General features: G+C 71.5%; 19 protein-coding genes and 1 pseudogene. 9 read left to right on the top strand and 11 right to left on the bottom strand.

Annotated features, from left to right (window positions below):
- Positions 1–112: 112 nt before the first annotated feature.
- The 10 genes from ACFP2V_RS20000 to ACFP2V_RS19955 form a co-directional block, all read right to left on the bottom strand.
- Positions 113–1111 carry a sugar phosphate isomerase/epimerase family protein gene (locus tag ACFP2V_RS20000; RefSeq protein WP_381213955.1) on the bottom strand — a complete coding sequence of 333 codons (999 nt, stop codon included), beginning with the start codon at positions 1109–1111 and terminating at the stop codon, positions 113–115.
- 15 nt (positions 1112–1126) lie between these two features.
- Positions 1127–2353, bottom strand: coding sequence for a Gfo/Idh/MocA family protein (locus ACFP2V_RS19995; protein WP_381213952.1), 1227 nt, complete (start codon positions 2351–2353; stop codon positions 1127–1129).
- Between the two features lie 80 nt (positions 2354–2433).
- Positions 2434–3483 (bottom strand): substrate-binding domain-containing protein, encoded by a 1050-nt coding sequence (locus tag ACFP2V_RS19990; protein WP_381213949.1) that lies wholly within the window; start codon positions 3481–3483, stop codon positions 2434–2436.
- A 17-nt stretch (positions 3484–3500) separates the two neighbouring features.
- On the bottom strand, positions 3501–4520 hold the full coding sequence (locus ACFP2V_RS19985; protein ID WP_381213947.1) for an ABC transporter permease: 1020 nt from the start codon (positions 4518–4520) through the stop codon (positions 3501–3503).
- Entirely contained in the window at positions 4517–6034 is a 1518-nt protein-coding gene (locus ACFP2V_RS19980; protein ID WP_381213944.1) for a sugar ABC transporter ATP-binding protein, read from the bottom strand. The genes ACFP2V_RS19985 and ACFP2V_RS19980 overlap by 4 nt, the downstream gene beginning before the upstream one ends.
- 300 nt (positions 6035–6334) lie before the next feature.
- On the bottom strand, positions 6335–7516 hold the full coding sequence (locus tag ACFP2V_RS19975; protein ID WP_381214071.1) for an ROK family protein: 1182 nt from the start codon (positions 7514–7516) through the stop codon (positions 6335–6337).
- Positions 7517–7709: 193 nt separating this feature from the next.
- Positions 7710–8387 (bottom strand): GntR family transcriptional regulator, encoded by a 678-nt coding sequence (locus ACFP2V_RS19970; protein ID WP_381213939.1) that lies wholly within the window; start codon positions 8385–8387, stop codon positions 7710–7712.
- Between the two features lie 161 nt (positions 8388–8548).
- On the bottom strand, positions 8549–9496 hold the full coding sequence (locus ACFP2V_RS19965) for a beta-ketoacyl-ACP synthase III (RefSeq protein WP_381213936.1): 948 nt from the start codon (positions 9494–9496) through the stop codon (positions 8549–8551).
- Between the two features lie 175 nt (positions 9497–9671).
- On the bottom strand, positions 9672–9827 hold the full coding sequence (locus ACFP2V_RS19960; RefSeq protein WP_381213933.1) for an MFS transporter small subunit: 156 nt from the start codon (positions 9825–9827) through the stop codon (positions 9672–9674).
- A complete protein-coding gene (locus tag ACFP2V_RS19955) occupies positions 9796–11139 on the bottom strand; it encodes an OFA family MFS transporter (RefSeq protein WP_381213931.1) in 1344 nt (447 codons plus the stop codon). The genes ACFP2V_RS19960 and ACFP2V_RS19955 overlap by 32 nt, the downstream gene beginning before the upstream one ends.
- Before the next feature lie 291 nt (positions 11140–11430).
- Between ACFP2V_RS19955 and ACFP2V_RS19950 the strand changes: the two genes are divergently transcribed.
- From ACFP2V_RS19950 to ACFP2V_RS19925, 6 genes and pseudogenes are all read left to right on the top strand, one after another.
- Positions 11431–12402, top strand: a complete 972-nt coding sequence (locus ACFP2V_RS19950) for a 2-dehydropantoate 2-reductase (RefSeq protein WP_381213928.1) — start codon at positions 11431–11433, stop codon at positions 12400–12402.
- Positions 12399–14360, top strand: coding sequence for a molybdopterin oxidoreductase family protein (locus tag ACFP2V_RS19945; RefSeq protein ID WP_381213925.1), 1962 nt, complete (start codon positions 12399–12401; stop codon positions 14358–14360). Before ACFP2V_RS19950 ends, ACFP2V_RS19945 begins: the two co-directional genes overlap by 4 nt.
- A gap of 5 nt (positions 14361–14365) precedes the next feature.
- On the top strand, positions 14366–16207 hold the full coding sequence (locus ACFP2V_RS19940) for an NAD(P)H-dependent oxidoreductase subunit E (protein WP_381213922.1): 1842 nt from the start codon (positions 14366–14368) through the stop codon (positions 16205–16207).
- Positions 16204–17064 carry a 2Fe-2S iron-sulfur cluster-binding protein gene (locus tag ACFP2V_RS19935; protein ID WP_381213919.1) on the top strand — a complete coding sequence of 287 codons (861 nt, stop codon included), beginning with the start codon at positions 16204–16206 and terminating at the stop codon, positions 17062–17064. The genes ACFP2V_RS19940 and ACFP2V_RS19935 overlap by 4 nt, the downstream gene beginning before the upstream one ends.
- A 28-nt stretch (positions 17065–17092) precedes the next feature.
- The gene (fdhD, locus tag ACFP2V_RS19930) at positions 17093–17941 is read left to right on the top strand and encodes a formate dehydrogenase accessory sulfurtransferase FdhD (protein ID WP_381213916.1); all 849 of its coding nucleotides are present in this window, start codon (positions 17093–17095) and stop codon (positions 17939–17941) included.
- A 272-nt stretch (positions 17942–18213) separates the two neighbouring features.
- Positions 18214–18707 (top strand): annotated as a pseudogene (locus ACFP2V_RS19925) (hypothetical protein); the annotation flags it as partial.
- Here ACFP2V_RS19925 and ACFP2V_RS19920 read toward each other — a convergent pair.
- Positions 18649–19716 (bottom strand): bile acid:sodium symporter family protein, encoded by a 1068-nt coding sequence (locus tag ACFP2V_RS19920; RefSeq protein WP_381214069.1) that lies wholly within the window; start codon positions 19714–19716, stop codon positions 18649–18651. The pseudogene ACFP2V_RS19925 and the gene ACFP2V_RS19920 overlap by 59 nt on opposite strands.
- Before the next feature lie 313 nt (positions 19717–20029).
- On the opposite strand from ACFP2V_RS19920, the gene ACFP2V_RS19915 reads away from it, so the two are divergent.
- The 3 genes from ACFP2V_RS19915 (at position 20030) to ACFP2V_RS19905 (ending at position 24289) form a co-directional block, all read left to right on the top strand.
- Positions 20030–20908 (top strand): LysR family transcriptional regulator, encoded by an 879-nt coding sequence (locus ACFP2V_RS19915; RefSeq protein WP_381214066.1) that lies wholly within the window; start codon positions 20030–20032, stop codon positions 20906–20908.
- A gap of 589 nt (positions 20909–21497) precedes the next feature.
- Positions 21498–23324, top strand: coding sequence for an AMP-dependent synthetase/ligase (locus ACFP2V_RS19910; protein ID WP_381213913.1), 1827 nt, complete (start codon positions 21498–21500; stop codon positions 23322–23324).
- Between the two features lie 179 nt (positions 23325–23503).
- Complete coding sequence (locus ACFP2V_RS19905; protein ID WP_381214063.1) at positions 23504–24289, top strand: aldo/keto reductase; 786 nt, start codon at positions 23504–23506, stop codon at positions 24287–24289.
- Positions 24290–24312: the final 23 nt, after the last annotated feature.

Below are 24312 nucleotides of genomic sequence, written 5' to 3'. Positions count from 1 at the left end.
GGGCCGGTGGAACTTTCCCCCAGCACAGGACAAAGCGGGATCCGGGCAGGTCGGGCCGGGGGACCGGCGAACGTTCCGGCCCCCCTTCCCGACCTGCCGTCGGGTAAGCGGTTCAGCTGTTGAACGCGGCGTCGAAGGAGGCGCTGGGCGGCTCGAAGTCGTACGCCTTCAGCCGGGTCAGCGCCTCCGGGGCGCCCTGGAGCCGGTCCATGCCGGCGTCCTCCCATTCGACGGAGACGGGGCCCTGGTAGTCGATGGAGCGCAGCATGCGGAAGACGTCCTCCCAGGGGACGTCGCCGTGGCCGGCGGAGACGAAGTCCCAGCCGCGCCGGGGGTCGCCCCAGGGCAGGTGGGAGCCGAGGCGGCCGTTGCGGCCGTCGAGGCGTTTGCGGGCCTCCTTGCAGTCCACGTGGTAGATCCGGTCGCGGAAGTCCCACAGGAAGCCGACCGGGTCGAGGTCCTGCCACACGAAGTGGGAGGGGTCGAAGTTGAGTCCGAAGGCCGGCCGGTGGTCGACCGCCTCCAGGGTGCGTACGGTGGTCCAGTAGTCGTAGGCGATCTCGCTGGGGTGCACCTCGTGGGCGAACCGCACGCCTTCGGCGTCGAAGACGTCCAGGATCGGGTTCCAGCGCGTCGCGAAGTCCTCGTAGCCGCGGTCGATCATCGCCTCGGGCGCAGGCGGGAACATGGCGACCAGGTGCCAGATCGCCGAGCCGGTGAATCCGATGACGGTGTCGACGCCGAGGCGGGCCGCGGCGCGCGCGGTGTCCTTGATCTCGGCGGCGGCCCGCTGCCGTACGCCCTCGGGTTCGCCGTCGCCCCAGATCCTGGCGGGCAGGATGGCCTGGTGGCGCTCGTCGATGATGGCGTCGCACACCGCCTGGCCGACCAGGTGATTGGAGATCGCCCAGCACGTGAGGCCGTACTTGTCGAGGAGCTGGTGGCGGGAGGCGACGTAGGACGGGTCAGCGAGCGCCTTGTCGACTTCGAAGTGGTCTCCCCAGCAGGCGAGTTCGAGGCCGTCGTAGCCGAATTCGCGGGCGAGTCGGCAGACTTCCTCCAGGGGCAGGTCCGCCCACTGTCCGGTGAACAGCGTGAAGTTGCGCGGCATCGGTATCCGTCCTCCTCAGGTGGCGATCGACGTGTAGAGGGAGTTCTTCTCGGCGCTCTCCTCCACGGCCGCGAGCACGCGTTGCACCTGCAGCCCGTCGGCGAAGGAGGGTTCGGGTGTGCGGCCGTCGGCGACGGCGTGGACCAGGTCGCGGGCCTGGTGCACGAAGGTGTGCTCGTAGCCGAGGCCGTGGCCCGGCGGCCACCAGGCGTCCAGGTAGGGGTGGTCGGGTTCGGTGACGAGGATGCGGCGGAACCCCGCGTGCGCGCCGGGCTCGGTGCCGTCGTGGTAGGAGAGCTCGTTGAGCCGTTCCAGGTCGAAGGCCAACGAGCCGTGCTCACCGTTGAGTTCGATGCGCAGGGCGTTCTTGCGGCCGGTGGCGTACCGGGTGGCCTCGAAGGAGGCGAGGGCGCCGGAGGCGAAGCGGCCGGTGAACAGGGCGGCGTCGTCGACGGTGACCTGGCCGGTGCCGGTAGCCCCGACGCCATCGACGGCGGCCAGCCCGCTGGTGGGTCCGGTCGGAAGCGGCCGTCGGCGGACGAACGTCTCGGTGAGCGCGGAGACGCCCGCCAGCGGCTCCCCCGCCAGGTACTGCGCCAGGTCGACGATGTGCGCGCCGAGGTCGCCGAGCGAGCCGGAGCCGGCCTGTTCCCGGCGCAGCCGCCAGGTCAGCGGGAACGCGGGGTCCACCAGCCAGTCCTGGAGGTACGCCACCCGTACGTGCCGCAGGGTGCCGATGCGGCCCTCGGCCACCATCCGCCGGGCCAGCGCGGTCGCTGGTATCCGGCGGTAGTTGAAGCCGACCATCGCCAACCGTCCCTGTTCCTGGGCCTCTTCGGCGGCGCGAACCATCGCCTCGGCCTCGGCGACGGTGTTGGCGAGGGGCTTCTCGCACAGCACGTGCTTGCCCGCTGCGAGGGCGGCCACCGCGATCTCGGCGTGGCTGTCGCCCGGGGTGCAGATGTCGACGAGGTCGACGTCGTCCCGTTCGACCAGGGCACGCCAGTCGGTCTCGGTGTCCGCCCAGCCGTGGCGGTCGGCCGCCGCGCGCACCGCGGTGGCGTCCCGGCCGCAGAGCACGGCCAGTGCGGGGCTCAGCGGCAGGTCGAAGACGCGGCCCGCGGTGCGCCAGCCCTGGGAGTGGGCGGCGCCCATGAAGGCGTAGCCGACCATGCCGACACGCAGGGGCGGCTTCCCCGTTTCTGCGCCGTCTGCCCCCTCTGACTGCTGCGGCTGTGCCATACGGATGTCCTCCTCGTCGTCGTGGCGGGCGGGGTCGGGCCCCGCCCGGTGGGCTGGTCAGGCCCGTGGGGCGGGGCTCCTCATTTGAAGCCGGTGGACATGTACCGGTCGACGTTCTCCTTGTCGACCACGGCCGAGTAGCAGGTCAGCGAGGTCGGGATCTCGAACTCGGCGAGGCCGCCGACACCCTTGCCCTGGCCGAGGGCGCGGGCCAGGTCGATCGCGGAGGCGGCCATCGACGGCGGGTACAGCACCGTCGCCTTCAGGACGCCGTCGTCCGCCTTGATGGCCTCGAAGGCGGAGAGCGCGCCCGCCCCGCCGACCATCAGGAAGTCGTCGCGCCCGGCCTGTTCTACGGCGCGCAGCGCACCCACGCCCTGGTCGTCGTCGTGGTTCCACAGGGCGTCGAACTTCGACTGCGCCTGGAGGAGTTGGGCCATCTTGGCCTGACCCGACTCGACGGTGAACTCGGCGGCCTGGCGGGCCACCTTCTTGATGTTGGGGTAGTTCTTCAGTGCGTCGTCGAAGCCCTGGGTGCGCTGCTTGGTGAGCTCCAGGTTGTCCAGGCCGGCCAGTTCGACGACCCGGGCGTTCGGGGTGTCCTTGAGCTTCTCACCGATGTAGTGTCCGGCGTTCAGGCCCATCCCGTAGTTGTCGCCGCCGATCCAGCAGCGGTAGGCCTGCGGGGTGTTGAAGACGCGGTCGAGGTTGACGACGGGGATGCCGGCGCGCATCGCCTTCAGCCCGACCTGGGTGAGCGCCTTGCCGTCGGCGGGCAGCACCACCAGGACGTCGACCTTCTTGTTGATGAGGGTCTCGATCTGGCCGATCTGCTGGGCGGTGTCGTTGGAACCCTCGGTGATCTCCATGGTGACGTCGGAGTACTTCTCGGCGCGCTTCTTGGCCTGGTCGTTGATGGCGTTGAGCCAGCCGTGGTCGGCCTGCGGTCCGGCGAAGCCGATGGTGACCGGCTTGCCGGGCTTGTCGTCGGCGGCCGGCTGGTCGCCTGCGGTCGGCTCCGCAGCGCTCGGTTCGTTGCTGGTGCAGCCGGTGACGAGGACACCGGCGGACACGGCGGCGGCTGAGAAGAGCAGCCCTCTGCGGCTCGTGAAAGGCGTCGGCTCTGGCATGGCGGTGAACCCTTTCGTCAGGTCGTGCTCGCGGTACGGCGCTGGACCAGCACGGCGGCGACGATGATCGCGCCCTTGGCGATCTGCTGGACGTCGCTCTGCAGGTTGTTCAGGGCGAAGATGTTGGTGATCGTGGTGAAGATCAGGACACCCAGCACGGAGCCGACGATGGTGCCGCGGCCTCCGGTGAGCAGGGTGCCGCCGATGATCGCGGCGGCGATGGCGTCGAGTTCGTAGAGGTTGCCGTTGGTGTTCTGGCCGGAGCCGACCAGGACGATCAGCAGGAAGGCGGCGATGCCGCAGCACAGCCCGGACAGCAGGTAGAGGTACAGCCGCTGGCGGCGGACGTCGATGCCGGCGAGCCGAGCCGCCTCCGGGTTGCCTCCGACGGCGACGGTGCGGCGCCCGAAGGTGGTCCGGTTGAGCACCAGCCAGCCGATGACGGTGACCGCCGCGAACACCAGGACCAGGGGCGGAACGCCGAGGACGTAGGAATCGCGTTTACCGAGGTCGAGGACCCCGTCGACGGTGACGACCTGGGTCCGCCCGTCGGTGATCAGCAGGGCCAGGCCGCGGGCCGAGGCGAGCATGGCGAGCGTCGCGATGAACGGGACCATCCCGCCGTAGGCGATGAGCACCCCGTTGACCAGGCCGCAGCCCAGTCCGACGAGGACGGCGGTGAACAGGATGCCGGTGAAGCCGAACTCCTGGGTGGCGACGGTGGTCGCCCACACCGAGGACAGGGCGACGATCGCGCCGACCGACAGGTCGATGCCGCCGGAGGTGATGACGAAGGTCATGCCGACGGTGACGACGCCGATGACGGAGGCCAGGGTGAGGACGAGTTGGAGGTTGCGGGTGTCCAGGAACTCGTCGGGTCTGGTGATGCCGCCGATGAGGACGAGGGCGGCGAGCACGCCGATCAGCGACAGCGTACGGGCGTCGGCGCGGAACAACACGGCGCGCCAGGCGGGCGTTTCGCCGGTGGCCGGCACCTTGTCGGTGTTGTCCCGCGGCGGGGAGACGGGCTGCGTCATGACGCCGGACTTCCTTCCATGACCAGGTCGAGTACACGGTGTTCGTCGAGCTCCCGGGCGGGTGCCGTGTGGACGACGTCGCCTTCCCGGAGCACCAGGACACGGTCGGCGAGGCCGAGCACCTCGGGCACCTCGCTGGAGACGAGCAGCACGGCGAGGCCTTCGTCCGCCAGGCGGCGGACGACCGCGTACAGCTCGGCGCGGGCGCCGACGTCGACGCCGCGGGTGGGTTCGTCCAGCAGCAGCACCCGGCAGCCGCGCAGCAGCCAGCGGGCGAGCACGGCCTTCTGCTGGTTGCCGCCGGACAGGGTGCGCACGGGCACGTCCGGGTTGTCCGGCCGGAGCGACAGCTCGCGGGTGGCGGCGCGGGCGGCCCTCAGCTCGGCGCCCCGGTCGATCCAACCGGCGCGGGAGAAACGGGACATGGCGGAGACCGACACATTGCGGGTGACGGACTCCAGCATGAGCAGGGCCTGTGCCTTGCGTTCCTCGGGAGCGAGCCCGATCCCGGCGCGGACGGCGGCGCGCACGCTGCCCGGCCGCAGGGGGTGTCCGTCGACCAGGACCCGGCCCAGGTCCGGTTTGCGGGCGCCGTAGATCGTTTCCAGGATCTCGGAGCGCCCGGAGCCGACGAGCCCCGCGAGCCCGACGATCTCCCCGGGGCGCAGTTGGAGGTCGAGGGGGGCGAACTCGCCCTTGCGGGACAGGCCTTCGACGGTCAGCACCGGTTCGCCGGCCGGCGGGGAGGCGGGCCGCCGGGGGAAGACGTACTCGACGTCGCGGCCCGTCATCAGGGCGACCACCTCGCGGGTGGGCGTCGACCTGGCGGGCAGCCCGCCCGCGACGGCGCGGCCGTCCTTGAGCACGGTCACCCGGTCGCCGATGCGCCGGATCTCCTCGAGGCGGTGCGAGATGTAGACGACGGCGACCCCGTCGGCGGTGAGGCCCGCGACGATGCGGAAGAGGTTGTCGACCTCGTCCGGGTCGAGCGCGGCCGACGGTTCGTCCATCACGATGAGGCGTACGTCGTGCGAGAGCGCCCGCGCCATCGAGACGATCTGCTGCTGGGCGGCCGACAACTCCCCGACCGCACGGCCCGGTTCGATCTCCGGGTGCCCGAGCCGGGTCAGCAGCTCGGCCGTCGACTCCCTGGCCGTCCTGGGACGGACGACGAACCCGGCGGTGGTCGGTTCCTGGCCGAGGTGGACGTTCTCGGCGACCGTCATGTGTTCCACCAGGTCGAGTTCCTGGTAGATGGTGGCGATCCCGAGGCGCATGGCGGCGATCGGCGAGCGCAGGGTGACGGCTTCGCCGCGCCAGCGGATGGTGCCCGTGTCGGGCTGGTGGGCGCCGGCCAGCACCTTGATCAGGGTGGACTTCCCGGCGCCGTTCTGGCCGAGCAGGCAGTGCACCTCGCCGGCCTGGACGTCGAGGTCGACGCCGTCCAGGGCCCGGACGCCGGGGAACGACTTGGTGATGCCGGACATGCTGAGCAGCGGTGGTTCGGGTGCCATGCGGATTCCCCTCGGCGGGCGTGCGGGCCGGTGTCAGGGCGATCCCCTTGCGGGGAAGGTGTTTTCGAGCAGGCCGGGGTGCCTGGACGGTGCGGCGCTGTGTGGGAGGGACGGTGTGGGGCGCGGGCGGTGCGGGTGGTCGGGGTGGTGTTGGGCCGTACGTGCGGCGGGTGGGGGTACGTGGTGCCGGTGCGCTGTTCCGTCGGTGGAAACGGTGGGCCGCTCTGCACGGTGGAGGGCAGAGCTGTTCCGTGCGGTGGAGCCGGGCCTGCTGCTGCGTGCGGTGGAGCGGTGGGCTGCTTACGCGGGTGAGAACAGGTGGTCGCTGATGAGCCGGGCCGCGCCGATGACTCCGGCGGTGGGGCCCAACTCCCCTAGGACGATCGGTAGGTTGCCGGTCGCCAGAGGCAGCGACTGACGGTAGACCTGGGTACGGATGGCGGCGAGCAGGGTGTGGCCGAGACCGGTCACCCCGCCGCCGATCACCACCAGGCCGGGGTTGAAGAAGCTGACCAGGCCGGCGATGACCTGGCCGGTGCGGCTGCCGCCCTCGCGGATCAGGTCGATCGCGGTGGCGTCCCCCGCGGCCGCCGCGGCGGCGACGTCGACGGCACTCAGCGTGCCGTTCGCCTCCAGACGGCTCGCGAGTTCGGCGGAGAGCCGCTGCTGGGCGGCCTCCAGGGCGTCCCGGGCAAGGGCCGCGCCGCTGAAGTGGGCCTCCAGACAGCCCCGGTTGCCGCAGGCGCACGGGCGGCCGTCGGGTACGGCCTGGATGTGCCCGATGTCGCCGGCACTGCCCGTCGTACCGCGGTAGACCTCACCGCCGACGACGATGCCGCAGCCGATGCCGGTACCGATCTTGACGCAGAGGAAATCGGGGACGGTGCGGGCAACGCCCGCGTGCTGCTCCCCCATCGCCATCAGGTTCACGTCGTTGTCGACCATGACCGGGCAGCCGAGGTCCTGGCTGAGCGCCTCCCGCACGGGAAAGCCGTCCCAGCCGGGCATGATCGGCGGTGCCACCGGTATGCCCTCGGGGAACCGGACCGGGCCCGGGACACCGATGCCGGCGCCGTCGAACCCCTCCGCGAGTCCCGAGGCCTTCAGCTTCGCCGCCATGGACAGCACGTGTTCGAAGACCGCGACCGGCCCGTCACGTACGTCCATGGGCTGGTTGATGTGCCCGAGGACCTCCAGTTCGGCGTTGGTGACGGCGACGTCGACCGAGGTCGCGCCGATGTCGACACCGAGGAGCCGCAGGTGCGGGTTGAGGCGGATGTTGTGGGAGCGCCGGCCGCCGCGCGAGGCGGCGAGTCCGTCGGCCACGACGAGTTCCGTCTCCAGCAGCCGGTCCACCTCCACGGCCAGTTTCGACCGGGAGAGGTCGACCTGGTCACCCAGCTGGGCACGGGAGTTGGGTCCACCGTCGCGCAACAGCCTGAGCAGTCGGGCCTGATGGGCGTTCGCGGGCCGTGCCGTCATGCGTCTCACGAACCCCTCCCCGCCTCGATCGGCCTCTGCGCGCCGGATTCCGGCCACGTGTGTGGCGTGCTTTCGAAGGGAACGTAGCAGCGGCTGCCGGAGGTGGGAAGAAGTCGCGCAGGAATTGCCCCCTACTTTTTCCACTCACAGGACAAAGAGGCCGGCGCGGAGCCGCTTTGCCGGGTACCTGCCGTCAGGACTTCGCCTGTTCGAGGTACGAGCGCCGGGTGTGCTCGGTGTGTTCGCGCATGAGCCGCTCGGCCAGCCGCTCGTCGCGGTTCACGATGGCGGTGATGAGGTCGCGGTGCTCGGCCCAGGACTTCCCGCCACGCCGGCGGGCGACGGGGGTGTGATACCAGCGCACACGGCGGCCGACCTGGGCGGCGAGTTCGGCGAGGACGGCGTTGCCGGCCAGCTCCATGATCTTGGCGTGGAAGCGGGCGTTGAGGGCGACGGCCTCGTCCACGTCGTCGGAGGCGACGGCCTGCAGGCCCAGTGCCACGATCTCGTCCAGGGCCTCGATGCCCGCGCTGTCGGCGTTGAGCGCGGCGAGCCGGGCGGCCTCGGCCTCCAGCAGCGTGCGGACGGTGAGGAGCTGGTCGGCCTCCGCCTCCGTCGGCTCGTGCACGAACGCGCCCTGGGCGGGGCGCAGATCGACCCACCCCTCGGTGTTCAGCCGCTGGAGCGCCTCGCGCACGGGCTGCCGGGAGACGCCGAGGTGGCCGGCGAGTTCGCTCTCGACCAGATGCTGGCCGGGCCTCAGTGCGCGGGTGGTGATGAGTTCGAGCAGTGCCTCGTAGACACGGTCGCGCAGCGGGCCCGGTCGTTCGAGCTTGGGCACCGCCCCCTGGGGCAGTCCGGTCGACAGCATCGCGGTCCCCCTCCTCGGCAGCCCCCGCCCGGCCGCACGGCCGGTCGTACGGCACCGCCAGTAGTGATTGGCTTTCGTCTACAGTCTACGGCGCACAGATGCCAGGGAGAGGGAGAGTCGATCGCGTCACACCCGTACGAGGGACTTCGCGTGAGGAAGTGTCAGGGGCAGCGGACGACCTGGCCCGCGTACGAGAGGTTTCCGCCGAAGCCGAACAGCAGGACCGGGTCGCCGGACGACACCTCGCCCCGCTCGACGAGCTTGGCGAAGGCGAGCGGGATGCTCGCGGCCGAGGTGTTGCCCGACTCGGTGACGTCCCGGGCGACGACCGCGTTGACCGCGCCGATCTTGAGCGCGAGGGGTTCGATGATCCGCAGGTTGGCCTGGTGCAGCACGACCGCGGCGAGGTCCTCCGGCGCGAACCCCGCCTTCTCGCAGGTCTGGCGGGCGATGGACGGCAGCCGTGTGGTCGCCCAGCGGTACACGCTCTGCCCCTCCTGCGCGAACCGCGGTGGCGTTCCCTCGATCCGCACCGCGTGGCCCATCTCCGGCACCGAGCCCCACAGCACGGGCCCGATCCCGGGCTCCTCGGGGGCCTCGGTCGCCTCGACGACCGCGGCCCCCGCCCCGTCGCCGACGAGTACGCAGGTGGTGCGGTCGGTCCAGTCGGCGACCTCGGACATCTTGTCGGCGCCGATCACCAGCGCGCGGCGCGCGGCGCCGGCCCGTACCGCGTGGTCGGCGGTGGCGAGCGCGTGGGTGAATCCGGCACACACCACGTTGACGTCCATCGCGGCGGGGCCGGGGACGCCGAGGCGTGCGGCGACCCGGGCCGCCATGTTGGGCGAGCGGTCGATCGCGGTGGAGGTGGCGACCAGCACCAGGTCGATGTCGCCGGGGGTGCGGCCGGCCGCCGCCAGCGCCTTGGCCGCGGCGTGTGCGGCCAGCTCGTCGACGGGCTCGTCGGGGCCCGCGATGTGACGGGTGCGGATGCCGACCCGGCTCGTGATCCACTCGTCGCTGGTGTCGACCAGGCCCGCCAGATCCTCGTTGGTGAGCACCCGGGCGGGCTGGTAGTGGCCGACGGCGGCGATGCGCGAGCCGATCATGGGGGATCCCCCTCGTGTTGCGGTTGCGGGATTCTCCAGTCTGATCAGTGACCCGCGGGTACGCCGACAGGTGATACGACAGGATTCGGGGGCCGGGCTTGTCGGCTTCGGTCAGGGCCGCGGACGCCGGGACGCGCCCTTCGGCGCGTCCCGTGGGTGCGTCCGGGGCCGGCCGTCATCCGGTGAACAGTTGGGTCGCCTTCCGTACGAGTTCGTACAGGCCGTAGGCGAGGGGAAGGCCCACCCACAGCCAGGCGAAGACGATCAGCCCGCGGCGGTCGGGGCCCGCCGCGGCCGCGTCAGGCGGACTCGTGCTGCTCTCGCCGCTCATCGGCGGCCTCCTTCGTCTCGTCGGGGCGGGGTACGTGGTGCCGGGGGTGCACGGGACGGACGAGTTCGTTGGCGACGAAGCCGACCACCAGCAGCCCGATCATGATCATGAAGGACAGTCCGTACAGCGACGAGCCGTGCCGTCCCGCCTCCTCCTGCCGGTCGGCGACCCAGTTCACGATGAGCGGGCCGAGCACGCCGGCCGTGGACCACGCGGTGAGCAGCCGCCCGTGGATGGCGCCGACCTGATAAGTGCCGAAGAGGTCCTTCAGATAGGCCGGGACGGTCGCGAAACCGCCTCCGTAGAAGGAGAGGATCACCAGTGCGCACAGGACGAACAGCGGCTTGGAGGAATCGCCGAACATCGCGATCAGGGCGTACATCAGCGCGCCGACGCCCAGGTAGAGACGGTAGATGTTCTTGCGGCCGATCAGGTCGGAGGTGGAGGACCAGCCGATGCGGCCCGCCATGTTCGCCGCCGACAGCAGGGCGACGAAGCCGGCGGCGGCGGTCACCGACACCGGCGCGGAGGTGTCCGCGAAGAAGTCGGTGATCATCGGGGCGGCCTTCTCGAGGATCCCGATGCCCGCGGTGACGTTCATGCAGAGCACCAGCCACAGCAGCCAGAACTGCGGGGTGCGCAGGGCGCCGCGGGCCGAGACCTGCGGTCCGGTGAGGGCGGCGGCGGGAGCGCCGGCCGCCGGCTGCGCGGTGCGTGGCACCCGCACCAGCAGGACGCCGAGCAGCATGAACACGGCGTACGTCAGCCCGTGCACGAGGAAGGCGAGCGCGATGCCGACGTTGTCGCCGCCGAAGGACTCGAGCATCTGCGCCGACCACGGCGAGGCGATCAGCGCGCCGCCGCCGAAACCCATGATCGCGATACCGGTGGCCATGCCGGGCCGGTCCGGGAACCACTTGATCAGGGTCGAAACGGGCGAGATGTAGCCGATGCCCAGGCCGACGCCGCCCACGAAGCCGTAGCCGAAGACGATCAGCCAGTACTGCTCGGTGGCCGCGCCGAGAGCGGAGAGCAGAAAGCCGGAGGAGAAGCAGATCAGGGCGACGGTCATCGCCCAGCGCGGCCCCTTGCGTTCCACGAGGGTGCCGCCGAAGGCGGCGGACAGGCCGAGCATGACGATGCCGAGCTGGAACGGCAGCGCGCTCTGGGTGCCGCTGAGGCCGAGGGCGGACTCGAGCGGCGGCTTGAACACACTCCATGCGTAGGCCTGGCCGATGGAGAGGTGGACTGCGAGAGCGGCGGGCGGTACGAGCCAGCGGCTCCAGCCCGGGGGTGCGACGGGAGGACTCATGAAACCCGGACGGTAGGGAGATCATGAGGGGTTTGAGAACCCACGGGTCGATCGTATGCGGTGAACGGTATGCGGTCTGCGGCGAACGGTCGGACCGACCGGTTTCCTCGGCGTGGGCCGTGCGGCGGGGCCGGGCGGCGAGCCGTGCGGTAGGCCGTGGGGCAGACCGTGCGCGAACCCTTGCTGCACCCCCTTCCATACTGTAGACAATATTTCGTCGACATGATGCGGAATCTGATCCGTCGGCAGCCACCTCCGCGGTACTCCCTCGACCGAACGGAGCGTTCCCCAGTGAAAGTGGCAGTTCTCGGCGCCGGGGCCATCGGCGCCTACGTCGGCGCCGCGCTCCATCGCGCGGGTGCCGATGTGCACCTCGTCGCCCGTGGACCGCATCTGGCGGCCATGAAGCAGCACGGCGTGCGGGTGCTCAGCCCACGCGGCGACTTCACCGCCCGCCCCCACGCGACCGACGACCCGGCCGAGGTCGGCCCGGTCGACTACGTCTTCCTCGGCCTCAAGGCCAACGCGTACGCGGCGTGCGGGCCGCTGATCGCACCCTTGTTGCACGACACCACGGCGGTCGTGGCCGCCCAGAACGGCATCCCCTGGTGGTACTTCCACCGGCACGGCGGCCCTCACGACGGCCACCGTCTCGAGAGCGTGGACCCCAGCGGCGCGGTCGGTGCGGTGCTCGCGCCACAGCGAGCGATCGGCTGTGTCGTCTACGCGGCTACCGAGCTCGAAGGGCCGGGCGTGGTACGTCACTTGGAGGGCACCCGGTTCTCGATCGGGGAGCCCGACCGCAGTGTCTCCGCGCGCTGCCTCGCGTTCAGCGGGGCGATGGTGGACGGCGGGCTGAAGTGCCCGGTGGAGCCCGAACTGCGCGGTGACATCTGGGTCAAGCTGCTCGGCAACATCTCCTTCAACCCGATCAGCGCCCTCGCCCGCGCGACCATGCGGCAGATGTGTCTGCACGGCGGCACCCGCAGGGTCATCGAGATCATGATGAACGAGACGCTCGCGGTCGCCCGTGCCCTGGGCTGCGAGGTCGGCGTGTCCGTGGAGCGCCGGCTGGCCGGTGCCGAGCGCGTCGGCGACCACCGCACGTCCACGCTCCAGGACCTGGAGCGCGGCAAACCGCTCGAGCTCGACGTACTGCTCCCCGCCGTCGTCGAGTTGGCGGAGATCACCGGCGTGGAGGTGCCCACCCTGCGCACCGTGCACGCCCTCTCGGACCTGCTCGCGCTGAGGAGCGCCGCATGAAGAGCACCAGGAAACGCGACCGGAGCCCGAAGACCTACACCCGGCTCACCCATCCGCTGGTCCGTGACGCGCGGGACGAGCCGTTCCGGCGGGCGACCTGGGAGGAGGCCCTGGACCGGGCCGCCCGGGGACTCGGCGCCGCGCGCGGCGCGTTCGGGATGTTCTCCTGCGCCCGCGCGACGAACGAGATGAACTACGTGGCCCAGAAGTTCGCCCGGGTCGTCATGGGCACCCACAACGTCGACTCCTGCAACCGCACCTGTCACGCCCCGTCCGTGGCCGGGCTGTCGGCGGCCTTCGGGTCCGGTGGCGGGACGTCGTCGTACGAGGAGATCGAGCACACGGACCTCATCGTGATGTGGGGTTCCAACGCCCGCTTCGCCCACCCCATTTTCTTCCAGCACGTGCTGAAGGGCATCCACAACGGCGCCCGGATGTACGCGGTCGACCCGCGGCGGACGTCGACCGCCGAGTGGGCGGAGAGCTGGCTCGGGCTGAACGTCGGCACGGACATCCCGATGGCGCACGCGATCGGCCGCGAGATCATCCGCGCCGGTCTGGTCAACGAGGCCTTCGTCCGGCGGGCGACCACCGGCTTCGAGGATTACCGGGAACTCGTCGAACCGTGGACGCTGTCCCTCGCCGAGAAGGTGACGGGCGTCCCGGCGGCCGCCATACGGGAGTTGGCGCACGCCTATGCCCGGGCCGAGCGTGCCCAGCTGTGCTGGACCCTCGGTATCACCGAGCACCACAACGGCACCGACAACGTCCGCGCCCTGATCAACCTGTCCCTGCTCACCGGTCATGTCGGCCGCTACGGTGCCGGGATGCAGCCGCTGCGCGGCCAGAACAACGTGCAGGGCGGCGGAGACATGGGGGCGATCCCCAACCGGCTGCCCGGGTTCCAGGACATCCTCGACCCGGCGGTCCGGCTGAAGTTCGAGTCCGCCTGGGACACCGTCCTCCAGCCGCGCCACGGGATGACCCTGACGGAGATGTTCGAGGCGATGGAGGACGGTTCGCTGCGGGCCGTCTACTGCATCGGTGAGAACCCGGCGCAGTCCGAGGCGGACAGCGACCAGGCGGTTCGGCGGCTCGGCGGGCTGGACTTCCTGGTGGTGCAGGACATCTTCCTGACGAAGACCGCCGAACTGGCGGACGTGGTGCTGCCGGCGACCGCCGGGTGGGCGGAGACCGACGGCACCACCACCAACAGCGAACGCCGGGTGCAGCGCGTCCGCAGGGCGGTCGACCCGCCCGGCGAGGCGCGCGAGGACATCGACATCCTGTGCGATCTCGCCGCCCGCTTCGGCCACGACTGGAAGTACGCGGACGCCGAGGCCGTCTGGAACGAGCTCCGGACGCTCTCCCCCGACCACCACGGCATGACCTACGGGCGGCTGGAGGAGCACCAGGGCATCCAGTGGCCGTGCCCGAGTACCGAGTCTCTCGAACCGCCGTATCTGCACGGCAGGTTGTGGGAACCGGATCCGCTGCGGCGGGGCAGGCCCGCGCCGTTCGGGATCGTGCAGCACGATCCGCCGGTCGACCTCACGGACGAGGAGTTTCCCATCCGGCTCACCACGGGACGGCGGCTGGATTCCTACAACACCGGTGTACAGAGCAGTGGTTACTCCTCGCCGCTGCGGCGCGGCGAGTCCGTCGAGCTGTGCCCCGAGGACGCGGAGCACTACGGGGTGGTGTTCGGCGAGGAGGTGCGGGTGACCTCGCGGCGCGGGTCGGTGGTTGCGCCGGTGTGGGTGGACACCGCGCTGCGGCCGGGCCTGGCGTTCATGACGTTCCACTTTCCCGACGAGGTGGACACCAACAAGTTGACGATCGAGGCGAACTGCCCGATCGCGGGGACGGCGGAATTCAAGGCGTCGGCGATCCGGATCGAGAAGCTTCCGGCTCCGGACCACGCGAACCGTCCGGCCCGTGCGACCCAGGTGAGGTGACGTAAGTGGACCTGCGCTTCGGTGACAGCAAGCCGACGGACGAGGAGCGGGCGGCGGTCGACGCGCTGCTCGGCCCTCCCGAGTCCTCGTGGGAGGGCGCCGACCGTACCGACGCCGATCTGAGGTGGGCCCGTGGCGGGCGGGAGGCCCGGGACCGCCGCGACCTGCTGTTGCCGGGACTGCACGCCGTCAACGACCGGGTGGGCTGGATCAGCGAGGGCGCCCTGGACTACCTGTGCCGGCGGCTGACGGTGCCGCCGTCGGAGGCGTACGGGGTCGCCACGTTCTACGCGATGTTCTCGGTCCGCCCGCGCCCCGCGACGGTGCTGCACGTGTGCACCGACCTCGCGTGCGCGGCGGCCGGGGCCGGCGCCCTGTGCGCCGGGATCGCATCACGACTCGGGACCACACCCGGGGCCGGCGGCACCAGCGGGGTGAGCGTGGAGCGCAGCCCCTGTCTGGGCCTGTGCGAACGCGCCCCGGCGGCACTGGCGATCCGGGCCGGGGACCCGGCGCGTACGGCGGTCTCCGCACCGGCGACGGTGGAGTCCGCGGTGCTCGCGGCGACCGCGCCCGACGCGGCGCCCGACGAGCCGCCCGCGGCTATGGCGGTGCCCCAGGCGGGGGACCCGGCGCTGACGCTGCTGCGCCGGGTCGGTGTGGCCGACCCGGAATCGCTGGACGACTACCGCGCCCACGGCGGTTACGCGGCCCTGCGCCGGGCCTTCGCGCTGGGTCCGGCCGGGGTGATCCGGGAGGTCACCGACTCGGGTCTGGTCGGGCGGGGCGGTGCCGCCTTCCCCACCGGCCGCAAGTGGCAGGCCACGGCGTCCCAGCCGGACCGGCCGCACCATCTCGTGTGCAACGCCGACGAGTCCGAGCCCGGGACCTTCAAGGACCGGGTGATCATGGAAGGTGACCCGTACGCGCTGGTGGAGGCGATGACGATCGCGGCGTACGCGACCGGTGCGCACAAGGGGTACCTCTATCTGCGCGGCGAGTATCCGCGGGCGCTGCACCGTATGCGGTATGCGATCGACCGGGCACGGGAGCGCGGGCTGCTCGGCGACGACATCCTCGGCCAGGGTTTCGCCTTCGACATCGAGATCCGGCGCGGTGCGGGCGCGTACATCTGCGGCGAGGAGACCGCGCTGTTCAGCTCCATCGAGGGTTACCGGGGCGAGCCCCGCTCCAAGCCGCCCTTCCCGGTGGAGAAGGGCCTGTTCGGCAAGCCGACGGTGGAGAACAACGTCGAGACACTCGTCAACGTTCTGCCCGTCCTGACGATGGGCGCCCCGGCGTACGCGGCGATCGGTACCGAACGGTCCACCGGCCCCAAGCTGTTCTGCGTCTCCGGCAGTGTCGGGCGGCCCGGCGTCTACGAGGTGCCGTTCGGTGCGACGCTGGGCGAGCTGCTGGAGCTGGCCGACGTGCGGGACGGGCTGCGGGCGGTGCTGCTCGGTGGGGCGGCCGGCGGTTTCGTCCGCGCCGACGAACTCGGCATCCCGCTCACCTTCGAAGGCACCCGTCAGGCGGGCACGACGCTCGGCTCGGGGGTCGTCATGGCCTTCGACGACGCCGTCCCGCTGCCCCGGCTGCTGCTGCGCATCGCCCAGTTCTTCCGTGACGAGTCGTGCGGGCAGTGCGTGCCGTGCCGGGTGGGGACCGTGCGCCAGGAGGAGGCGCTCACCCGGATCGTGGAGCGCACCGGGGCCGGGGCCGCCGATGACATCGCCCTGCTGCGCGAGGTGGGCAGCGCGATGCGGGACGCCTCGATCTGCGGTCTGGGCCAGACCGCGTGGAACGCCGTGGAATCCGCCATCGACCGTCTGGGGGCCTACGAATGACCGTGACACCGCTGGGGATTCCCCGCCGTCTGCTGGAGTTCACCCTGGACGGCGAGCCGGTCCGGGCGCCCGAGGGGTCGACGATCCTGGACGCCTGCCGGGCGGCCGGGAAGGACGTGCCGACCCTGTGCGAGGGCGACACCCTGACACCGAAGAACGCGTGCCGTGTGTGCGTGGTGGAGGTCGAGGGCGCTCGCACCCTGGTCCCGGCCTGCTCACGCAAGGCGGAGCCGGGCATGGAGGTGCGTACCGGCACCGAACGGGCCCGGCACAGCCGGAAGGTGGTCCTCGAACTGCTCGCGTCCTCCGTCGACCTGTCGACGACCCCGCGGGCCGCCGAGTGGATCAAGGAGTACGGGGCGGAACCGGACCGCTTCGGCCCGGACGCGGCCCGGGTCGACGAGGAGCCCAGGGTCGACAACGACCTGTACGTGCGCGACTACGGCAAGTGCATCCTCTGCTACAAGTGCGTGGACGCCTGCGGCGACCAGTGGCAGAACTCCTTCGCGATCTCGGTCGCGGGCCGTGGTTTCGACGCCCGGATCGCGGTCGAGCACGACGGTCCGCTGACCGACTCGGCGTGCGTCTACTGCGGGAACTGCGTCGAGGTGTGCCCGACGGGTGCCCTGTCGTTCAAGTCGGAGTTCGACATGCGGGCGGCGGGTACCTGGAACGAGTCGGCGCAGACGCGGACGACGACGGTGTGCGCGTACTGCGGAGTGGGCTGCAACCTCACGCTGCACGTGCAGGACAATGAGATCGTGAAGGTCAGCTCACCGCACGACAATCCGGTGACCCACGGCAACCTGTGCATCAAGGGCCGCTTCGGCTATCAGCACGTACAGAACCGGGACTGACACCAGGCACCGACCAGGGACTGGGGACATGGGACGAGTCACAGAACGACGCAAGGTGGTCCGCATCCGGGACGGGGTGGTGTCCAGCCGCCCGGACACACTCGTCACCGAGGAGCCCCTGGAGATCCGGCTGAACGGGAAGCCACTGGCGATCACGATGCGCACCCCGGGTGACGACTTCGCGCTGGCCGTCGGCTTCCTGGTGAGCGAAGGAGTCCTGGCGACGGCGTCCGATCTGCGGAACGTCGTGTACTGCGCGGGCGCGACCGCGGACGGGTCGAACACGTACAACGTGGTCGACGTGCAGACCGCCCCCGGCGTGCGGATCCCGGACATCACGCTCGAGCGGAACGTGTACACGACCTCGTCCTGCGGCCTGTGCGGCAAGGCGAGTCTGGACGCGGTGCGCACCACGACCCGCCATCCCATCGCCGACAGTCCGCCGCTGCGCGTCGGCCCGGAGCTGCTGGCGGGCCTGCCCGACCGGCTGCGCGCCTCCCAGCGGGTCTTCGACCGGACGGGCGGCCTGCACGCGGCGGCCCTGTTCGACGAGGCCGGGGAACTGCTGGACGTCCGGGAGGACGTGGGCCGGCACAACGCGGTCGACAAGCTGGTCGGCCGTGCCCTGCAGGGCGGGGACCTGCCCTTGTCCCGGACCGTCCTGATGGTCTCCGGCCGTGCCTCCTTCGAGCTGGCGCAGAAGGCGGTCATGGCGGGCATCCCCATGCTCGCGGCCGTCTCGGCGCCGTCCTCGCTGGCCGTGGACCTGGCGGCGGAGACGGGTCTGACGCTGGTCGGGTTCCTGCGGGGCAGCTCCATGAACGTGTACGCGGGTGAGGACCGCATAGTCCTGCGGACCGCGGCCGTCCAGGGCTGACCGGTCCCCGCGGCACGGCGGCGGGGCCCCTGCCGGCGGGGAGCGCCCCCTGCGCCGCGGGGGCCCGCCTCGAACCCACGCGGCCACCGCGCCATGCGTCAGGGCGGCAGGCACCGCAGCAGGGCAGCAGGTCAGCAGGCGTCATGGACCTGGGCCGGGCCACTGGGGCCACCGTCCCGGAGCGTGTCCGACGACGCAGCGCCGGCACGCGCGGGAATCCGCACGGAGACACCGAAACCGATACAGCCGCGGCCCCGGCCCCGACGGGGAACAGGGACCTGGATCGGCCTGGTTCCGGCCCTCGCCCTGGCCCTGCTCCTGGGGACCGGCTCGCCGACCCGGCTGCCTGGAAGTACGGGGACGGCACGGCGTGGCGGACCCGCACCCGCCCGTGCCCGGTGCTCGGGGACGGACAGCGCACCGGGGTGGGCAGCGCCTTCTCGGTGGTGCGGAGGGCGGGGCGTGCGTCCTGTTCACGATGGCCGCGGGCGTGCGGGGGGGGCTGACGACGGTGGCGGCGTACCGGTCCTGCTCCCTCACCGGACCGTGGCGCGGCCCGGCGAAGGAGTCCAGCCCCGCGCTGCCGCCCGGCGGGACCGGCGGGTACAACCCGCAGGCGCACCCGGAACCGAGCGGGGACGGACGGCTGGTGCTCAGCTACGACGTGAACCTGCTCGAGACGTCCGGCGCCGGCGCCGCCGTGATGCTCAGCCGGAACGTGTCCCCGTACCGGCCCCGGTTCCTGACCGTCCGGCCGGGACCGTGATCTCCTCGGCAACCGCCGAGGTGACCGCCTCGGGCGGGTCGACGGCGTCGCGCGAGCGGCGTTTGGCGATCACCGCGCACACCATGAGCTGCATCTGGTGGAACAGCATCAGCGGCAGCACGGCCAGTGAGGCCTGCGCGCCGAACAGCACGCTCGCCATGGGCAGTCCGGCGGCCAGGGACTTCTTCGAACCGGCGAACTGGATCGTGATCCGGTCCGCCCGGCCGAACTTCAGCGCCTTGGCCCCGTACCAGGTCAGCAGCAGCATCGCGGCGAGGAGTACGGCCTCCACGGCGAGCAGTCCGCCGAACCGGGCCGGGCTCACCTGGTGCCAGATGCCCTCGACCATGCCCTGGCTGAACGCGGTGTAGACGACGAGCAGGATCGAGCCCCGGTCGACGAGCCCGAGCACCTTCCGGTGGCGGAGGACGAACTCTCCCACCCAGCGGCGCAGCATCTGCCCGGCGACGAACGGCACCAGCAGGTGCAGCACGATCTTCGTCACCGAGTCGGCGGAGAACCCTCCGGCGCCCAGGCTCCCGTCGCCGCCTCCGCCCCCGCCGAGCAGCGCCGCCGCCAGCAGCGGGGTCGCCACGATGCCGGCCAGTGAGGAGAAGGAGCCGGCGCAGATCGCGGCGGGCACGTTGCCGCGGGCGAGGGAGGTGAAGGCGATCGACGACTGGATGGTGGACGGGACGAGGGTGAGGAAGAGCAGGCCCTGATAGAGGGGGTCGCTCAGAATCCCGGACGGGACGAAGCCGCGGGCGGCCAGGCCGAGCAGCGGGAAGACGACGAAGGTGCAGGCCAGGACGGTGCCGTGGAGCCGCCAGTGCCGGAGCCCGTCCAGTGCCTCACGGGTGGAGAGGCGGGCTCCGTAGAGGAAGAAGAGGAAGGCGATGGCTGCGGTGGAGGCACCGGAGGCGACGTCGGCGCCGGTGCCGCGCGCCGGGAGCAGCGCGGCCAGGCCCACCGTCCCGAGCAGGAGCAGGATGTACGGGTCGACCGGCATCCGGCTCGGCCGGTGCGGGCGTTTCACGGTGTTTCACTTGCTCCGCTCACTCGGGGAACGCACTCCGGTGCGCGCTCGGGGTCCACTGGGGTTCCGCCGGGGTTCTCCTGCGGCTCGCCGGGGTTCCGCCGGGTCCGCTGAGGGTTCCTCGGGGCTGCCCCGGGCCGAGGGCACTGCCGGGAGCGCTCCGCATGGGCACGGGAAACCCCTCCCCATCCTGCTCCCTTCCTCCGTGATCGGGAATCCCGTATACCGCTCTCACTGTCATCATGTACCGCGATAGCCGCGCTAATCTGCCGGGATGGCGGACGAAATGTACGACCCGACGCAGCTGCGGACCTTCCTGTCCGTGGCGCAGACGCTGTCCTTCACGCAGGCGGCGCGCCGCCTCGGGCTGCGGCAGTCGACGGTCAGCCAGCATGTGCGGCGGCTGGAGGACGCCACCGGGCGGCAGCTGTTCACCCGGGACACGCACTCAGTGGAGCTCACCGAGGACGGCGAGGCGATGCTGGGCTTCGCGCGGCGGATCCTGGACGTCCACGAGCAGGCGGCGCAGTTCTTCACCGGCACCCGGCTGCGCGGCCGGCTGCGGTTCGGGGCATCGGAGGACTTCGTCCTGACCCGGCTGCCGGAGATCCTGGAGCGGTTCCGGTACGAGCACCCGGAGGTCGACCTGGAGCTGACGGTCGAGCTGTCGGGCACGCTGCACGAGAAGCTGGCCGCGGGCGAGCTGGACCTGGTGCTCGCGAAGCGGCGGCCGAAGGACCCGCGGGGTGAGCTGGTGTGGCACGACGAGCTGGTGTGGATCGGTGCGCAGGGGCTGCGTCTCGATCCCGGCCGTCCGGTACCACTGATCGTCTACCCACCGCCGGGCATCACCCGCGAGCTCGCGCTGCGGGCGCTGGAGCGGCGGGGCCGTGCATGGCGGATCGTCTGCACCAGCGGCAGTCTCAACGGCCTGATCGCGGCGGCCCGCGCCGGACTCGGCGTGATGGTGCACGCGCGCGGGATGATCCCGCCGGGGCTGGTGCGGATGCCGGACCGGGCGGAGCTGCCGGAGCCGGGCCAGGTGGACTTCGTGGTGGCGCACGGCCGGCGGCGCCCTTCCGCGCAGGGCGCGGCGCGCGCGCTGGCGGCGGCGATCCTGTCGGGCGGCGACCGCCTGCACCGCACCGGCCGTCAGGCCCGCTGACCGGGACCCGCCGATCGGACTCCACCGACCGGGGCCCGCCGGTCGGAACCCGCTCCGCAGCACAGGCCCCACCAGGCGCACCACGCACACCCGGAACTCCCGCCCCGTGTCTCCGCCGGGAAGTTCCGGCCCCGCCGAAACGGTGAGAAGTGGCTCCGCCGGGTGTGCGAGCGGCGGGCCGGTGGGCGGTCCGCGCACCAGCGCGGCCGGCGAGAGGAGGCCGTCCGGAGCCGGGTGACCGGTCGTCCGACCGTTCGCGGAGTGGGGCCGCTTCTGCCCGCCCCCTGGGCCCGGCGAACCCCGTGCAAGACACGCCCCGCGCCCGCCCGACACACCCCGCCCCGCCCCGCCCCGCCCCGTCGATGGAGAGATTCGGTGGAGATCACGGCGCTAAACCTTACTCAACGGTCAGGTTTCTGTCCTGCCCTTCCCCATGTGAGCGCATTTTCCCTCGCCGGCCGCCCCGGACAACCGTACCGACCGGTTTCCCGGCCCCTCCCGCCCTCCGACCGGTTGGGGTAGCTTTCACCGCGCTGTGCAGGGGGATGCGGGGTCCACCCTTCGACGGCCGAGGAGCGGGGAGCGGGGATTGCGCGAGTTCACCAGCCCTGCGCCGGCGTTGCCGCCCCCGGTGGGCGGTCTGGCCGACGTGGTCTTCCAGTACGCCGAGGAGGACCCGCGGCGGGTCGCACTGGGCCGCAAGGGCGCGGCCGGCGAGTGGCGGGACGTGACGAGCGCCGAGTTCCGTGACGAGGTGCTGGCACTGGCCAAGGGCCTGCTGGCCGACGGCGTCCGGTTCGGCGACCGGGTCGCGATCATGTCCCGTACCCGCTACGAGTGGACGCTCTTCGACTTCGCGCTGTGGACGATCGGCGCGCAGGTCGTGCCGGTCTACCCCACGTCGTCCGCCGAGCAGTGCTGCTGGATGCTGTACGACGCCGAGGTGACGGCGGCGGTGGTGGAGCACGAGGACCACGCGATGACGATCGCCACCGTCATCGACCGGCTGCCGCGGATGCGCCGGCTGTGGCAGCTCGACTCCGGCGCGGTGCAGGAGCTGTACGACGCGGGCGCGCACCTGGACGACGACGTGGTGCACCGGCACCGCAGGGCGGTCACCCCCGACACGGTGGCGACCGTCATCTACACCTCGGGCACCACCGGCCGCCCCAAGGGCTGTGTCCTCTCGCACGGCAACTTCATGTACGAGGCCGACACCGTCATGGACCGCTGGGATCCGGTGTTCCACTCCCGAAAGGGCGACCAGCCGGCGACGCTGCTGTTCCTGCCGCTGGCACACGTCTTCGGGCGGATGGTGGAGGTGGCCGGCATCCGCGGCAAGGTGCGGTTCGGGCACCAGCCGCGGCTCGAAGCGGCGGTCCTGATGCCCGACCTGGCCGCTTTCCGGCCGACGTTCATCCTGGCCGTGCCCTACATCTTCGAGAAGGTGTTCAACGCGGCGCGGCGCAAGGCGGAGCGGGAGGGCCGCTCGGGTCCGTTCGAGCGGGCCGTCGAGGTGGCCGTCGGATACGCGGACGCCGTCGAGGCGAAGGCCTGGGGCATCGGGCCCGGCCCCTCGGCGTCCCTACGGATGCGGCACCAGCTGTTCGACAAGCTGGTCTACACGAAGATCCGCGACGCGATGGGCGGGAGGATCCGGCACGCCATGTCGGGCGGTTCGGCGATGGACCGCCGGCTCGGGCTGTTCTTCGCGGGGGCGGGCGTGCGCGTCTACGAGGGCTACGGGCTGACGGAGTCGACGGCGGCCGCCACCGCCAACCCGCCCGGGCGGACCCGGTACGGCACGGTCGGCCGGCCCATTCCGGGGGTGGGCGTGCGCCTCGGGGACGACGGCGAGATCTGGCTGAACGGCGGCACCGTCTTCCAGGGCTATCTCAACAACCCCGAGGCCACCGACGAGACCCTGCACGACGGCTGGCTGGCCACCGGCGACCTGGGCTCCCTGGACGAGGACGGCTATCTCACCATCACCGGGCGCAAGAAGGAGATCCTGGTGACCTCGAGCGGCAAGAGCGTCTCGCCGGGGCTGCTGGAGGAGCGGGTGCGGGACCATCCGCTGGTGAACCAGTGCATCGTCGTCGGCAACGACCGCCCGTACGTCGCCGCCCTGATCACCCTGGACCCGGAGGCGGTCGAGCACTGGCTGTCGATGCGCGGCAAGCCGAGTCCGTCGCCGGCCGAGCTGGTGCGGAACGCGGCGCTGGAGGCGGAGGTGCGGCGGGCGGTGGTGGCGGCCAACACCCTTGTCTCGCAGGCGGAGTCGATCCGGACCTTCCGGATTCTGGCGCAGCCGTTCACCGAGGAGCACGGGCTGCTCACGCCGTCGCTGAAGCTGAAACGCAGGGCGATCGAGAAGGCGTACGAGGAAGAGGTCGAGGCGCTGTACCGCACGTGAGGTCCGCCACACGGCGGTGCTCCACGCCCCCGGAAGTACGCTCACCGGACGGGAATTGTGCCGTCAGGAATGCATCACGGGCGGTGATCGTTGACCATGGGAGTTCCACCGGACCCCGACCGAAGGATCGAGAGCTCGTGAGCATAGTCCCCCCGATCACCCTGAACAACGGCGTCGCGATGCCCCAACTGGGTTTCGGCGTCCGGCAGGTACCGGACGCCGAGGCCGAGACGGCCGTCGCGGCGGCGCTGGAGGCGGGCTACCGCAGCATCGACACAGCGGCGGTGTACGGCAACGAGGAGGGCACCGGCAGGGCCGTCGCCGCCTCGGGCGTTCCCCGCGAGGACCTCTTCGTCACCACCAAGCTCTGGAACGACGACCAGGGGTACGACGCCACCCTGCGCGGTTTCGACACTTCCCTGTCCAGGCTCGGCCTGGACTACGTGGACCTGTACCTCATCCACTGGCCGACACCGGCCCGCGACCGCTATCTCGACACGTACCGGGCGTTCGAGAAGCTGTACGCCGAGGGCCGGGTCCGTGCCATCGGCGTGTCCAACTTCCTGCCCGAGTACCTGGAGCGCCTGCTCGACGAGACGTCGGTCGTACCGGCCGTCAACCAGATCGAGCTGCACCCGCATCTCCAGCAGCCCGCCGCGCGAAAGTACCACGCGGAGCGGGGCATCGCCACGGAGGCCTGGTCTCCGCTCGGCCAGGGCAAGGGCCTGCTGGAGGTCCCGGCGATCGTGGCCATCGCCCGGAAGCACGGGCGTACTCCGGCACAGGTCGTGCTGCGCTGGCACCTCCAGCTCGGCAACGTCGTCATCCCCAAATCGGTGACGCCGTCGCGGATCAAGGAGAACATCGACGTGTTCGGCTTCAGCCTGGACGCGGAGGACCTCGCGGCGATCAGCGCCCTCGACGAGGACCGCCGTCTGGGCTCGGACCCGGCGACGGTGAACTGACCTCCGGGCCCGCCCGGGCCCTT

This window comes from Streptomyces incanus (genome assembly GCF_042656345.1).
GTDB lineage: Bacteria > Actinomycetota > Actinomycetes > Streptomycetales > Streptomycetaceae > Streptomyces > Streptomyces incanus.
Note: the sequence above shows the minus strand (reverse complement) of the source record. Positions and strands in the feature narration are given on the sequence as shown.

Excerpts from the sequence above, each read along its gene's own strand:
- ACFP2V_RS19920 (WP_381214069.1), bottom strand. The coding sequence starts at position 19,716 with ATGCCGGTCGACCCGTACATCCTGCTCCTGCTCGGGACGGTGGGCCTG.
- ACFP2V_RS19995 (WP_381213952.1), bottom strand. The coding sequence starts at position 2,353 with ATGGCACAGCCGCAGCAGTCAGAGGGGGCAGACGGCGCAGAAACGGGG.
- ACFP2V_RS19945 (WP_381213925.1), top strand. The coding sequence starts at position 12,399 with ATGAAGAGCACCAGGAAACGCGACCGGAGCCCGAAGACCTACACCCGG.
- ACFP2V_RS19990 (WP_381213949.1), bottom strand. The coding sequence starts at position 3,483 with ATGCCAGAGCCGACGCCTTTCACGAGCCGCAGAGGGCTGCTCTTCTCA.
- ACFP2V_RS20000 (WP_381213955.1), bottom strand. The coding sequence starts at position 1,111 with ATGCCGCGCAACTTCACGCTGTTCACCGGACAGTGGGCGGACCTGCCC.
- ACFP2V_RS19935 (WP_381213919.1), top strand. The coding sequence starts at position 16,204 with ATGACCGTGACACCGCTGGGGATTCCCCGCCGTCTGCTGGAGTTCACC.
- fdhD (WP_381213916.1), top strand. The coding sequence starts at position 17,093 with ATGGGACGAGTCACAGAACGACGCAAGGTGGTCCGCATCCGGGACGGG.
- ACFP2V_RS19985 (WP_381213947.1), bottom strand. The coding sequence starts at position 4,520 with ATGACGCAGCCCGTCTCCCCGCCGCGGGACAACACCGACAAGGTGCCG.
- ACFP2V_RS19955 (WP_381213931.1), bottom strand. The coding sequence starts at position 11,139 with ATGAGTCCTCCCGTCGCACCCCCGGGCTGGAGCCGCTGGCTCGTACCG.
- ACFP2V_RS19960 (WP_381213933.1), bottom strand. The coding sequence starts at position 9,827 with ATGAGCGGCGAGAGCAGCACGAGTCCGCCTGACGCGGCCGCGGCGGGC.
- ACFP2V_RS19980 (WP_381213944.1), bottom strand. The coding sequence starts at position 6,034 with ATGGCACCCGAACCACCGCTGCTCAGCATGTCCGGCATCACCAAGTCG.
- ACFP2V_RS19975 (WP_381214071.1), bottom strand. The coding sequence starts at position 7,516 with ATGACGGCACGGCCCGCGAACGCCCATCAGGCCCGACTGCTCAGGCTG.
- ACFP2V_RS19970 (WP_381213939.1), bottom strand. The coding sequence starts at position 8,387 with ATGCTGTCGACCGGACTGCCCCAGGGGGCGGTGCCCAAGCTCGAACGA.
- ACFP2V_RS19905 (WP_381214063.1), top strand. The coding sequence starts at position 23,504 with ATGCCCCAACTGGGTTTCGGCGTCCGGCAGGTACCGGACGCCGAGGCC.
- ACFP2V_RS19965 (WP_381213936.1), bottom strand. The coding sequence starts at position 9,496 with ATGATCGGCTCGCGCATCGCCGCCGTCGGCCACTACCAGCCCGCCCGG.
- ACFP2V_RS19915 (WP_381214066.1), top strand. The coding sequence starts at position 20,030 with ATGTACGACCCGACGCAGCTGCGGACCTTCCTGTCCGTGGCGCAGACG.